This window comes from Porphyrobacter sp. HT-58-2 (assembly GCF_002952215.1).
Classification (GTDB): Bacteria; Pseudomonadota; Alphaproteobacteria; order Sphingomonadales; family Sphingomonadaceae; genus Erythrobacter.
In genome coordinates this window covers 1,851,419-1,864,132 of record NZ_CP022600.1, presented here as the reverse complement: position 1 = coordinate 1,864,132, position 12,714 = coordinate 1,851,419, and the positions used below count along the sequence as shown (strand labels likewise).

Genomic DNA, 12,714 nt, shown 5'->3' with positions numbered 1-12,714 from the left:
CATGGAACATGCGGATGGTGCACTTGTCGATACTGCGCGCGTCGTGGAGGCCTTCCATCATCTCATGGACGGCAGCCATCGCCTCGCTCTTGTAGGTCTTTGCCTGAGCCTTGCTCATCGTCTTTCACCTCGACCAATTGGCCTGCTTTAACTTCCGTTTGAATCTCACCATCGCCCAGTTCCAGCATGATGCTGGCCGCCTTCCGATAGACTTTCAATTCTGTCGCATTCCGGTTCCCCTTCTTGCTCTTGGTGAAAGCAAACATGAACATGGCCCGCTCGCCCAAGCGGAAAATCAGGATCGAGCGATACCCGCTCGACTTGCCATCATCTGAGCCCGGTTGGTTGGTCTGGCTTTTCACCACTCCCGTCGTCCTTTACCGCAATGAGCAGGTATATGTATCGAGCTGTGTTGCGCTGGCAGCAGATAGCCATTTTCGTATGGCAGAGTGAGCCATGGCTCATCCGGCGGTGTCGGTTGACTGGCGCGCTCGCAATGCGACTGGATGACCCTGGCGGTTTCGCTCTATCGCGTGTTGGCGGCCTGGCTGGGGTTGGGCCGCGATTGCAAGCGTGCTATGCTTGTCGCGTTAGAGAGTCGCAGGGCCGACAGCTGCGGTTGGGCAGCGATCTCATGAGTGCGATGACTGCTCTAGCCTGCGCTGACGGCTGACTGCAGCCCCGCTTGGCGCAGGGGATCATGCGTGCTATGAGTGCAGCGCTTTTCGCAGAAGGGCAGTTCGCGCTGCGGTTGGGCTGCGATCTCATGAATGCTATGGTAAGCGGCCTTATCAGAGCCCTTGCCAGCATATGACCGGCCATAAGCCGAGAACTCGCTCATCCCGAAAACTTAGTCGAAAAGGTCCTCGGGAAAGGCTGTCACGGCTTCCCGGTCAGGTTTGGTATGAACCGGCGGGTCAAACACTCAGACAGTCCACATCAACCGATATCCCGAAAGGCGAAAGGGGTGCGCGCTGCCGCAATCAACCTAAGGCACGGTAACGGCTCGCAAGCTGCACCGGAAGTTGCGGCGTCGGGAGTTCGAGCGCGGCGGCGCCAGCGCGGCAAGCGGATGAGCGTTGAGCGTCGTGCCAAGACCCTTGACCATCACCGCGTCGATATCTTCTGGCCGGACGCGGCCCAGTTCCTCGTGACCACACGAGACGACGAGATATCATCGGACGAAAGAGCGGTGCCTGCCCTCGCTTGTGATATCGACGATGCCCTCGCGTGTCTTTTGCGCCCCCCTCCAGCAGGGTCTGGGTCGGGAATGCAGTGTAATACCAATGCCCCATGAGCCCGACTTATCGGGCATTGGCTAAGCCCGTGCGGTGCTTGAGCATTTCCAGAGCTTGATGGGTCAGCATCTGAGCGCGCTGGTTTAACTCGCTATGATCAATAGGGTGTTATTGGCGTGGGCCGGGGTCCCAAACGCGGCCTGTCTCGTCGATGCGGATCTGGCGCATCTTCATTTTTTGAAGGGTGCCCGCTGCCTTCGCGAGGTATTTGAAGGGGTCTTCATCGTTACTGGCACCATGTCGCCTTTTCAGATCGCCTGCCTCATTATGCTTCGCGAGTGTAAGCTGACCGTCCACCCGCATCTTGACGACACGGTAAATTCCATACCCGTCATCAGGATGCTCGAGAGCCACCATATCGTTCCGGTGCAGGCGGATGACCCGCTTTGCAGCCGGGTGTGGACGCCATTCCTGCCCCTCGCCCGCCGCTGCTTGATGCGCCTCGAACATGGTCACGACGTTGCCGGTCCACTTGCCATTCGGCATCCGCCAGACATCGTACCGATAGTTAGCGTCGCCCTTGTAGCCTTTGTAGACTCGTCCCTGCTTGTCGTGAATTTTCAACGCGTTAAGCGGCTCGGTCACACGCACATGGTGGATGTCACGATAAACCGGGTGTTCCGTCGCGAACCGGCGGAGAGCCGCCTCACGGTCTTTGCCGCTCTTCCTGGCAAGCGCCTGCAGCAGTTCTCCGCGCAGATGATCGTCGCGCACAGCGGCGATCTTCTGATCATTGTCGAGCGAGAGCAAAGGCACGCGGTGCACCACGATGTCATTGCCCTTGTCGTCGGTCTCGCCGGTCAGGCCATAGGCGGTATCGTTGTGCAGCCGCCCGGCGGTACGATCCTGACCCTTGGCGCGGTCGGCTGGGCTGGCGATGCTCCCGTGATCGGGCTTGTGGCTTACCACGGTGCGATCGAGCAGTGCCTTCAGCTCCTCGCGAAAGCCTGGCCAAGGTTCGGGCATATCCTTGAAGATATGCGCCATGCCCAGCTCATCATTCCGCCCAGCGACGGTGGCAATCTTCTGCATCAGCCGCTGATCGGTGAGCGCGGTGACTAAGGCGTCGATTAGGTGGTGGCGGTGATCCAGCCGGTTCTTGGGCTTGGCGGTCTGGGCGTAATTGTGATCGTGAAGCAGGGAATTGAGCCCCCAGGTGCGGCGCAGCATTTCGGAATGTCGCCCCGGGATCACGCGTACCTTCTGGCTGCCTTCGCCGCGGTCGGCGGGGTAGAGCGCGCAAAGATATTCCTTTGCCAAGCGTGAGAGATACTGCGTGTCTGTGAGCTGGCGGGCAATGAAGTCGCTCTCTTCACCAAAGCGGGTCAGCGCGTCAGGGGCGAAGCGCCAGCGCTTGTTCGGGGGCAGGTTCTGCGCGCGGGCAAGGATCGCATCCCAATCCGCACTGGTGCCGAACGCCTCAAAAGGCGCTCGATTGCCCTTGCAGCGATTGGCGGCAGCCATACACACCAGCTTATTGCCATTGCTGTCGTCGAGCGTAACCCGGATGGGCAGGATGTGATCGATGCAGGTATCGCCCGAAAACAGCATCTCGATACTGATCGGTTGCCCGGTGTAGATGCATACCCGCGCCTGGGGATCGGGGTGCAGCTCCTCCCATAATTGCAGGATCACCCGGTTGCGGCCTGTGTTGGCGATGCCGAGCTGCTCAAGCATCGCGCCGCGCCGGATTGCTGCATCGGTGTTCCGTCGTGTCGCGCGCTTGATCTCGGCTTGCTGGTCTTCTGACAGCTTCAAATCACGAGAGAGTCTTATGACGATGTCGTGCGGTAGGCCATGACGGGCAATGACCGCATTGATGACCCGGCGCAGCTGGCCGAAACCGATGTGGACGGTGGGATTGGCGATTCGGCCATAGCATTCCTCCGGCCTGTCTTCCGGATCTTGAGACCCCGGCGGGATCTGACGATCGAGGATCTGACCATAGTAGGGCAGTGAGGCCCATACTTCCCCGGTACGGTCATCGCTGTGGCGCCAACCGCAGCGAGCGACGGCTTCGGTTTCGGGAATTACATCGGCTTCCAGCTCAGTCAGGATGCGAGCAGCGGCGTTGCGCCCGATGCGAGCATGGCCCTCAGGCAGGCGCGCGCGGGTGACGGCGTGGGCGCTGGTTTCATCGAGGCCGATCTCAGCTTGCAGGAAATCGATTAGCGCGGCTTCATCCTCTTCTTCGTTCAGCCGCTCAATGATGCGCCATTGTTCGTCCGGCGAAAGATCGCGCCATCCAGGGCCATAGAGCCTGACCAGCTCGGCCTCGACCTCGTCGCCTGACAGCCCCTTGCCACGCCGATCCTCACCCCTGAACCGGCTGCTGCGCGGCAACCCTGCCGCTTTGCGCAGTGCCCCCCAAGTCATGCTGCGCTTGGTCTCGGTGGGTGAGCGCCAAGCGCGGAGAATCTGTTCGCGCTGCGCATGTGTCAGCGGTCGCGGAGCCTCGCCCACTTCTTCGATCGTAAGCTCGTTGATCGCCTTGACCAATCGCAGGCGCTGGAACAGCGGGTGCGCCTTTGCCATGCGCGGCTCATCGGTGTAGGCGCAGCGGCCTACCGGGGGGCTTTTGAGCGGACGCTGGTAGAAGATGATGGCATGCAGCCGGGCACGAGCTTCCGGTGTCAGGATATCCGGGTGGTGCGGCTCCTGTGCCTGCCAGAGCGCGGCGAATTCCTCCTCCAGATGGCGACGCGCGGGGAAGAAGGCGTAATCCTCGTCCCCATCGCGGCGGCGGATCCGGGTACGGCGGGCGCTGGCCGAGTAATCGCCTGGGTCCAGAGCATGGCGACGCATGAGGTACTCGCCATAGGTGCGCGCGCCTGCAGCCTGCATTGCGGCATCTAGGTTTTCGCTACCGGTGGCTACCACACCAAGCTCGGCATCATCGGCGGCGGGATTTGCCTTGCGGTTGGATTTGAAACCACGCCGCTGATTGAGATGAAAGACCGCGCGACCCAAGAAATGCACCGGCACCGCCTGGTCGAGCGCCACCGCGCGAATGTGGTATGGGTCAAGCCTTTCGAGCGCCTTACGGTGGGCTTCGTCCGCAGGCATCAAGCCGAAGCGGATGAGTTCCGCCAGCAGCACCGCCCGGCGTCTCAGATAGCGATCGCGGCGGCGGCGCATTGCACGAGCATTGCGACGATCCACCGCAAGCGAGGCTCCGGTCTTGGCCTCGCGTCCGTCGGAATAGATCCGAACCCCGCCATCGCGCAGTCCTTCAGGCGCGCCGTCCGCCCCCAAATCTAACGCGCACCACCCTAGCGAGTTGGTCCCGAGGTCAATCCCGAGTCTGTAGGCCATGCCGTCTTCCCTTGGCGATATGGGGCTCTAGAACAAGCCTCAAGCCTCAAGCCTCAAGCCGCTAGCTCTGAATTTCAGCGGTTTCGAGACCGTGCTTGCACGGAAAAGGGTTTTGGACTAACCAACCTTCATTCATGAGATCGCGGCCTGATCGCTAGCAAGTAGTCAGACTGCACCAGATAAGGGTCGTCCTGCGGGGCGGCCTTTTTTGGTTTCTGGCCGTTCCGAAAACTTGCTTGTGAAGCGTGCCATTGGGCAGTGCAGGACAGCTGCAGAGCGGATAATCTGAACCATACTCCATTCTACCATCCAACGCTTTTATCGCCCATAGCCTCATCAATAAGCTTGCGGATCCAATCGGGAGCATCGAGCAGCGGGGCGTCATCGAGGTTGGCGGAGCGCGAAGTCGATTGCAGCTTGGCATGGCCCTAAAGCTTGCCGATCACGGGCAGAGTTTCCGATCGGGCGGCAAGGCCATACCGCAGATCGTGCAACCCAATGTCGGGCACGCCGGCTCAGCCTTCAATCAGTGGCGGATTCTACCTTGACGCGAATCTGCGGGATCCGAGCAAAAATCCAAGGGAGGAAGCCCCGAGGGACTTCCTCCCTTGAACCTCCGGGTCAGAATTCATCGCTGAGCTTGCCCGGCACCGTGTCGATGACACGGTCCTGCAAGGCCTTCGGCAATGCCCCGTAATCGCCTTCATCGACCGCGATGTACCCTGCCTCATCATCGGTCAGGACGTACTGCGTGAAGTAGCTGTGATAGGATCGGGCATGGGCCTGATCGAGTGCGGCAACGAAGGCTGCCTGATCTGCCTGGTAACCGGTATCGGCGGTATTGTGTGAAGCGTACATGATCGTTCCTCCTGATGTTTGATGCGTCGCATCAGGAGCTGCGAGGATGTGGGTGACGGGCTGGGTCAGGGACCGCGGCAGCGGCCGCGAAGCGGCGATGGGGGCAACGATTTTTGTCGGGCTTGCCCGACGAAAATGGTGGGGCCCTGTCGTCCTTGACGCAGACCCAAAGCCCGCATCAGACTTGATTGTCCTGCGAGAGAGACCCCTCCAACGCTTGGCGAAAAGCGCACCGCCCGCACCACAGAAACCATTTTCCTAAACGCTTGCCGGGTCGTATGACTATGGGCGGAGGGGACCAACGGCCAACACAAAGGAAGTCCCTATGGCCAGGTCCAAACCCTCGGCGCTCGACGCGTTGAGGAAACTGCGCGAACAGCGTGCGAAGCTCGACATCGAGGAAGCACGGCTTCGACAAGAGGCTGCAACCGAGCTCGGCAAGTTGCTGATCGAGTGCGGCGCCGAGAGAATCGAACCAGCGCAATTGCGGCAGGTCGTCCGCGCCGCAATGACGCTCGGCATCGAGGAAACGCTGAAGCGCATTGCTCCCACGTAAGCGCAGCAAGGGGTTCGATGCCCCGCGCCGCCGCATAGCCGCAGAGCAAAAGTGAAGGCCCCGATGGCATCTGCCACCGGGGCCTTTTCGCGAAGGTCGGCCCTTCAGTCCTCGTCGATGTCGGGCGCGTCTTCGTTGTTGCCCGAGCGGCCCTTGGTGAGGAAGTCGACCTTGTCGGCGATGATCTCGCAGCCGTAGCGCTTGGTGCCGCTTTCGTCTTCCCACTGGGTGTAGTGGATGCGCCCTTCGACCGAGACCATCTGGCCCTTGGTGCAGTACTTGGCGACGTTCTCGCCGAGACCGTTGAAGCAGGTGATGCGGTGGAATTCGCTGTCCTTGGCGGTGTAGCCGTTCTCGTCCTTGTAGGTCTTGCCTTCCTTGCGGGCGGGACGGTCGGTCACGACCGAGACCGAGGTGATGCTGGTTCCACCCTGGGTGGTGCGGGTTTCGGGGTCGCGAGCGATGCGGCCAACGAGGATAACGAGATTGGTCATGGGTATTCTCCTGATCGAGCATTCCGGGTCCATCCCGGCTGCAAAACCCGAGCAGAAGCGCCCCGCGGCGAAGCGCACCGTAGGGAAACCCCGATCCGGTTCGGGTGGTGCGGGCAGCCGGGCACGCAGTATGACGTGACCGGCAACTCGGCTGGACCGGATCGGGGTTGCGCGTCTCGACGTGGGGTGATTCAGGGACAGGTTTGCATTGAAGCCGGGTGGATCAGGATGCCTTGAGCAGGCTTGCCATCCAGTCCGTTCCCGTTGGCCGATGTGCCCCACCCACCTCCCGGCGTGGACGACTTTTCTTGGCTGTTCTTGTATCCGGCCTGCCTGGAAAGGCGTCTTCGAGGCTGATGGTAGCACGTCTGGTGCTATGCTCATCCTGAGACTTTATGGGCCGTGCGCCCGAGCCAGAGCTGTCACTTGGTGAAAATGATGGACCGGAGTAACGACACGATCATCGGGACCCGACTGCAATCCAAGCGCGGCTGAGCCTATTGATCGCCTTACTTAGACTTGCCCCACGCGCCGCCATCGCATGCGGCGGATCACATCGAGCCTGCGTGATCGCCGAGTTTCAGCATGGTCACCGGCAAGCGGCAGGTCTCCCGCGCCTTCGGGGAGGCGCAACGCAGTATCGGGCTGTTGCAAATTCAGCGAAAAGTCGATCAATAAAGGTCTGCGCTATCTGCGATGAGCTCATCCAGCGCTTCTGCCCGGGCTATGTCCCGCGCGGACTTGTAGGCAAACACGTCCTCGGCCTTGAGCCGACGATGTCGTCCCACCATCGCGTGAGGAATATCGCCCTTCTCGATCAGCTTGATGAGAAATGGGCGCGAGAAATTGAGCAGATCTGCCGCCTGCTGCGTCGTGAGCATCTGCTGGATCGGCAGCAGGGTGACGGCGTCGCCGCTGCCGATGTAGCGCAGCAGTTCAAGAAACAGGTCCGAAATAGCCGGCGTCAGGGTGATATCGACTGATGTCTTGGTCGCAGGATCGGACACCTGCAGATGCGCTTCGCCAGCCTTGTGCGCCGCCAGAATCTGGCGAAGCTGGTTGGCGATCTGCCGATCATCGGCAGATGGCAGCCAGTTGCCGAACGGCAAGGCGCTTGCTGGCAATGTCATGGGTCTCTCCGGCTTGCCGATATGCCAGCTAGGGGTTATTCGAAATAAACGCAACATATCGCAGCCGCTGTGGTCTTGCGGAGGAGTTGCAGGCCAGCTGGATTCCACCCCCCTCACCCGGGCTGAGCTTTCGGGGATGTGCCGAGCGGTCCGCGGCGATCGACGACAGTGATCCGCCGCGCCTTGGCTTCGATCACCAAACGTTCAAGGACACCATTGCCGGGAAAAGCGATGACGTAGCGCGGGTCGAGGGAGAGCATCCGCTCATTGCGCTTGAAACCGGCACGGGCGCCGAGGCGCATATCAAGCGAGAACGTGACCTGCGGGATCCCGCGACGTTCAGCCCAGCTCGATGCCAGACGGTCGACGCCCTTGGTGTCGCCGCCGTGGATGAGCACCATGTCCGGCACGCGGTTGCGGACCTTGTCGAGGGTGGCCCAGACATTGTTGCCGAAGGTCAGTGCATCGGCTTCGGTCGCATGGCGGGTGCGGCCGCCAGCGAACACCACAGGCGTTCCTTCAGGCATGGCGGCACGGCGCTTGGCCTCTGCTCGGGCACGCAGGAAATCGCGACCTTCGACGAGCGCGGACGTCAGCATGGCGCTGTGGTTGAAGCGCGAGCTCGAGACCGGTTTCCAGGAGGAACCGAACTCGTTGAGGTACAGGGCTGCGGCAATTTCACGCATCTCTTCGAGCGCCAGCATTGCGCCCTCGGCGCATTGTGCCCGCTCGACCTGGGTCTCGAGGTCATGGGTATGGACTTCGGATCCATCTGCGGTCGCAACCAGCGCGCGGACCTCGTCGGTCGCCCGGTCGAGCGCGGTGGACTTGCGGGTCGCAGAGCGGTGGAAGATGTTGACGAAGGCCCAGCCGAGATCTTCGGCATCGGCTTCGAGCGCGGTGCCGGAGACCATGGCGAAAAGATCGGACCACACCGCTTCGAGGGTTTGGACGACCGCATCGCGGACCGGGAAATCGCTGGTAGATACGGGCGCAGGACCGATGGAAAAGCCGGCAAGATCGAGCCCGGCGAGTTGATCGGCGAATGACGTATGCATGGAATTATCCTCCTGACTGACGTGAGGCCGACGCATCCGCTCATGGCTGCGCCAGCGAGAGCCCGTCAGGGCCAGCATTCAGGCAGGATTGCGCACCGGTCAGGGGGAACCCGGCTTGGCGGGCTGGCGCGGGCAGGCCTTGAGCCCAAAAGGGCGAAGGCCAACACGGGCCCGACCAAGCCGGGTTGCGCAAGACTGGCGGCTGGCCCAGGGCCTCTCTCGCATGGCGACAGTTCATGAGCGGTCGGAACTGACCACTGGCAGGGGCAAGGCCGATGCCTCATACAGTACTACGCCCCAGCTCGGCTCAAGCCGCGCGCTTGGTGTAAACGCCCTCCCCGTTCGACATGTGCCCGAGGCAATCGTAGTCGCCGAACATGGCATCGAAGCGGGATGCGATCTGGGACAGCCAGCGCCGTGCCCGCGGTGAACGGGCCGTGCGCCAATCGGCGTCCCAATAGGCGCCGTCATCACGCTCGACGATCCAGACGGCCACCAGGGCGCCGTAGACCGATATACCGAAATCCGCATAGGCATTGCGCATGAGGATCCGGTCCTCTCTGCCACGCCACCCGTCATGCGGGATCAGCGACGGGAAGGCTCGGCTGGCCCGCTCGCACAGGTCTTCGCGCAGCCACTCGTATTCGAACTCACAGTCGCCCTCGGTTTCGACCTCGAGCACCGTAAAGGCGACGATTGCGCCGCTGGGATAGCTGACTGATCGGCCCATGGCATCCTCCCTCAGGCCGCGAGCGCAGCGTCGTCCGACGCATCGTCAGACTGTTCGGGCGTGACCCTTCCGCCGAGCTTCAGCAGCAGGCTCGAGGCTTCTTCGGCCTTGGCGGCAGCGGTCAGAATGGCGCGGTCGTCAACCTTCAGGAGCCGTAGCCAGTGCTCGATGTAGCTCGCATGGTTGTCGAGATGCGTGACCGGCAGCCCTAGCTCTGCGCCCAGCATGGCGCTTGAGAGCTCGGCGACCAGTTCCTCTGCAGCATAGGCCGCTGTGCCGAAGCGGTTCTTGAGATCACGGCCCAAACGGCTGGCATGTCCGGTCCAGTGCGACAGCTCGTGGGCGAGCGTGGCGTAGTAATGATCGAAGCCGTCGAACAGGCTCGTCGGCGGCATGGTGACGCGGTCAGCCGTCGGCTCATAGTACGCCTCGCAGCCCTGATGGCGCAGATTGACAGGGATGGCAGCGAAGAAGGCGTCGAGTTCGGCCTCACGCCCTTCAGGCTCGACCAGTTCCAGCGTAGCAGCCGGATGGAAGCGCTCGGGCAGGCCTTCGACCTGATCAGCATTGAAGACCGGATAGGCTTTCAGCACCCGGCGGGCTTCGTCGGTCTTTTCGCCGGTATCGGGAGCTTCCACCTCCTTGGTGTAGCTCTTGTAGAAGATCGCTATGGTCGACTTTTCGCCCTTGCGGACCTGGGCGCCCAGCGATTTGGCCTGGTTGTAGGTCATCCAGAACGGCGAGGCATAGCCGCACATGTCGGCGACCATCCACAGCCAGAACACATTCATGCCGCGGTACGGGATCCCGCAGGCTCGCAGGGGCCGCGAAACGGGCACACCGCGCCATGGCTTGATCCATGGCTTGGTGCCGGCTTCCAGACGGGTGATGATTTCCTGGGTGATGCGGGCAGCGGGCGACACGCTGCCGCTTTGCCCCTTGCGATAGGCCATGATGGTTCTCCTGATTGCAGCATCCGGACAGTCGGCGACGGGTTCGCCGGTCAGTGCCGCAAGATCCCGCGCCCCCTCTGCTCTCCTTTGCAAAAGGGAAGCGGCCCTCCGGCGTAAGCCGAAGGACCGCTTCACAAGTTGCGAGTGGCTGTGCCTGTCAGGAGGAGGTCAGGCGGCCAGCTCGCGGGGGGACGGATCGTTGGTATCGACAGCGGGGTCAGTTGCAGTGGCGTCGATCCCGGGTTCGTCAGCATCCGGCGCAGCGGCAGCGAAGCGCATGACCTCGGGCACCCAGGCCAGCGCCTTCTCGCGGACCTCGACTTCGGTAATGTAGGTGCCGGCAAAGATGCGCTCGGCACTCATCGCGAGGTCGCCCTTCTTGACCGAGATAAAGCGCGAGGAGAGCTCGAGGCCGCCGACGTCGGTCAGGGCGTCGAGGATCACCTGCTTTTGCACCCGGTCGAAGTAATTGGCCGCCGTCGGACGCCACCACTGTGCCATGTCGATGCCGATCAGGCTGCCAAGGTGATCCTGGAAGGGCAGCTGACGCTCGCCCGCCATATTGAGGCTCGCCTCGAGCGACCGGGCCACGACATAGCCGAGCCATGCGGCGCGGGCATCATCCGGCAGTGCACGGTACAGGTCGAAGCGGGAGGTCGCATCGGCACCGCCACGCCAGCTTTCGTCAAGACCAGACCGAAGCTCGGCGAGCGCGCTGCTCGCTGGTGCATCCTTGGCTTCGAAGCCCGCGATCGGGCCTGCCGGGACAGGCGCGCGGAGCGTGGTCGCTGCCCGCGACCGCCAGTCGTGGGTCTCGGCATCGGCGAGCGTGAAGACCATGATATCAAGCGCCACCCCCGGGTCGGATGCGACATGCAAGGCAAGGACATCGCGGCGCTGCATGGCGAGTTCGTCGACAAGCCGCCGCGACAACGTCGCCCGGCGCTTGTCCGAACCTTCCTCGCCCGGAATGACTTCGATGCCGCCGTCGGTGTCGACGGCTTCCATCTGCCGCTCGCCATAGAAGACAGGCTGGAGAACCGGCGTGCCATCGCGGGAGAGAACCAGGATCATGCCTGCCTCGGCCTTCAATTCCGGCGCGATAACGGGTGGGCGCGCACGAATGTCCTGACATTCGCGTTCGATCGCCTCGATCGCAGCTTCTGCCGCTGCCACGGCGTCCTCGGCGCTGTCTTCGTCTTCGAGGATCGCCGCATGCTCGTCATAGGACGCATCGAGCGCATCAAGCCTTGCCAGTTCCGCTTCGGTGAGCGGCGCCGGTTCGGCGGGAAGCCGGACCAGCCCTTCGACCAGATCGTGGCTGGCAAAGGGATCGAGCGTGGGCTTGACCCATGCGAGACCCTGTTCGGCAGCGAGCGCCTTCGCCTGCTCTTCCATTGTCGCGGCAGCCAAGCTTTCGAGCAGCGCGACATCGACCCAGGACTCGCTGTCGTTGTCATCGAACAATTCACGTTCGATCCGGCCGCCAGCGGCAATGTAAGCGTCGCGGCCAACGAGCCGTGCGCGCGGATCACTGCCCCGGACTGTTCCGGAGAGAACCATGCGCCGGACGCTGTCGGGATTGGGCGCATAGTAGCCGGAGGACACCTGCTCGAAGACGCGGGTCTGGATCTCGCGGTCCGAGGTCGCACCGAAGGCCTTGGCGATGTCGAGCGTGATCTGGCCGGAGGCAAGCGCCTCGAACACAACCGGCGCGAGCGTCGCGAGACGCAGGCGGCCTTCGACGAAGCGGACAGTCATACCGAAGCGGCGCGCAACATCTTCGACCGTCGCACCACCCGTCACGAGCGCGGCAAAGGCCTGGGCTTCGTCGGCAGGGTTCATGGCGAGGCGATGGAAGTTCTCCGCGAGGCTGGTCTCGACCGCGGCTTCCACGCTGTCCTCGAGAACGAGGCACGTGACCTCATGGTCGCGGGCAAGCAACTTTTCGTCGGCGAGCGCGAGCATCGCGCGGCGGCGGCGCTCGCCGGCCTCGACCTCGAACTTGCCCTTCGTGGCAGGTCGGACGATGAGGTTCTGCAACAGGCCGCGGGCTGCGATGCTGGCCTTGAGCTCAGCATCCGCTGCCGGATCGCTGTGACGGCGGACATTGCGGGGTGAGCAAGCAAGCTTGTTGAGCGGGATCGACTTGATCATGGGACACACTCCTGACTGAGAGCCCGGCACGCCGACTATCGACGCCCAAATGGCTCAATCAGGGCAAAGCCCCCTTCCCTCTTGGCCGATTGCTGCGAGTTTCACAGCCCGGTCGGCATTAACGCAGACGATTTCTGGGAATTGCCGAGCTCCCCAAAACAGCCT

10 protein-coding genes are annotated in these 12,714 nt (G+C 62.4%); 1 reads left to right on the top strand and 9 read right to left on the bottom strand.

Annotation, left to right across the window (positions count from 1 at the left end):
• Positions 1-62: 62 nt before the first annotated feature.
• The 3 genes from CHX26_RS08855 to CHX26_RS08840 form a co-directional block, all read right to left on the bottom strand.
• Entirely contained in the window at positions 63-362 is a 300-nt protein-coding gene (locus tag CHX26_RS08855; protein ID WP_233997084.1) for a type II toxin-antitoxin system RelE/ParE family toxin, read from the bottom strand.
• 1,044 nt (positions 363-1,406) lie between these two features.
• A complete protein-coding gene (cas9, locus tag CHX26_RS08845) occupies positions 1,407-4,613 on the bottom strand; it encodes a type II CRISPR RNA-guided endonuclease Cas9 (protein WP_104942053.1) in 3,207 nt (1,068 codons plus the stop codon).
• A gap of 621 nt (positions 4,614-5,234) precedes the next feature.
• Positions 5,235-5,471, bottom strand: coding sequence for a hypothetical protein (locus CHX26_RS08840; protein WP_104942052.1), 237 nt, complete (start codon positions 5,469-5,471; stop codon positions 5,235-5,237).
• A gap of 325 nt (positions 5,472-5,796) precedes the next feature.
• On the opposite strand from CHX26_RS08840, the gene CHX26_RS08835 reads away from it, so the two are divergent.
• Entirely contained in the window at positions 5,797-6,027 is a 231-nt protein-coding gene (locus CHX26_RS08835; RefSeq protein WP_104942051.1) for a DUF6437 family protein, read from the top strand.
• Between the two features lie 104 nt (positions 6,028-6,131).
• Here CHX26_RS08835 and CHX26_RS08830 read toward each other — a convergent pair whose 3' ends face one another.
• From CHX26_RS08830 to CHX26_RS08805, 6 genes are all read right to left on the bottom strand, one after another.
• Positions 6,132-6,521 carry a single-stranded DNA-binding protein gene (locus tag CHX26_RS08830; RefSeq protein ID WP_104942050.1) on the bottom strand — a complete coding sequence of 130 codons (390 nt, stop codon included), beginning with the start codon at positions 6,519-6,521 and terminating at the stop codon, positions 6,132-6,134.
• A 671-nt stretch (positions 6,522-7,192) separates the two neighbouring features.
• Complete coding sequence (locus CHX26_RS08825; protein WP_233997083.1) at positions 7,193-7,630, bottom strand: helix-turn-helix domain-containing protein; 438 nt, start codon at positions 7,628-7,630, stop codon at positions 7,193-7,195.
• A 134-nt stretch (positions 7,631-7,764) separates the two neighbouring features.
• Positions 7,765-8,709 (bottom strand): DUF2493 domain-containing protein, encoded by a 945-nt coding sequence (locus CHX26_RS08820; protein WP_104942048.1) that lies wholly within the window; start codon positions 8,707-8,709, stop codon positions 7,765-7,767.
• A 307-nt stretch (positions 8,710-9,016) separates the two neighbouring features.
• Entirely contained in the window at positions 9,017-9,439 is a 423-nt protein-coding gene (locus tag CHX26_RS08815; RefSeq protein ID WP_104942047.1) for a hypothetical protein, read from the bottom strand.
• A gap of 11 nt (positions 9,440-9,450) precedes the next feature.
• The gene (locus CHX26_RS08810; RefSeq protein WP_104942046.1) at positions 9,451-10,392 is read right to left on the bottom strand and encodes an ArdC family protein; all 942 of its coding nucleotides are present in this window, start codon (positions 10,390-10,392) and stop codon (positions 9,451-9,453) included.
• A 168-nt stretch (positions 10,393-10,560) separates the two neighbouring features.
• Positions 10,561-12,549, bottom strand: coding sequence for a ParB/RepB/Spo0J family partition protein (locus CHX26_RS08805; protein WP_104942045.1), 1,989 nt, complete (start codon positions 12,547-12,549; stop codon positions 10,561-10,563).
• Between the last annotated feature and the right edge of the window lie 165 nt (positions 12,550-12,714).

What these genes read in the sequence shown, in the direction of transcription:
- cas9 (WP_104942053.1), bottom strand. Translation starts at nt 4,613, where the DNA reads ATGGCCTACAGACTCGGGATTGACCTCGGGACCAACTCGCTAGGGTGG.
- CHX26_RS08840 (WP_104942052.1), bottom strand. Translation starts at nt 5,471, where the DNA reads ATGTACGCTTCACACAATACCGCCGATACCGGTTACCAGGCAGATCAG.
- CHX26_RS08835 (WP_104942051.1), top strand. Translation starts at nt 5,797, where the DNA reads ATGGCCAGGTCCAAACCCTCGGCGCTCGACGCGTTGAGGAAACTGCGC.
- CHX26_RS08830 (WP_104942050.1), bottom strand. Translation starts at nt 6,521, where the DNA reads ATGACCAATCTCGTTATCCTCGTTGGCCGCATCGCTCGCGACCCCGAA.
- CHX26_RS08820 (WP_104942048.1), bottom strand. Translation starts at nt 8,709, where the DNA reads ATGCATACGTCATTCGCCGATCAACTCGCCGGGCTCGATCTTGCCGGC.
- CHX26_RS08815 (WP_104942047.1), bottom strand. Translation starts at nt 9,439, where the DNA reads ATGGGCCGATCAGTCAGCTATCCCAGCGGCGCAATCGTCGCCTTTACG.
- CHX26_RS08810 (WP_104942046.1), bottom strand. Translation starts at nt 10,392, where the DNA reads ATGGCCTATCGCAAGGGGCAAAGCGGCAGCGTGTCGCCCGCTGCCCGC.
- CHX26_RS08805 (WP_104942045.1), bottom strand. Translation starts at nt 12,549, where the DNA reads ATGATCAAGTCGATCCCGCTCAACAAGCTTGCTTGCTCACCCCGCAAT.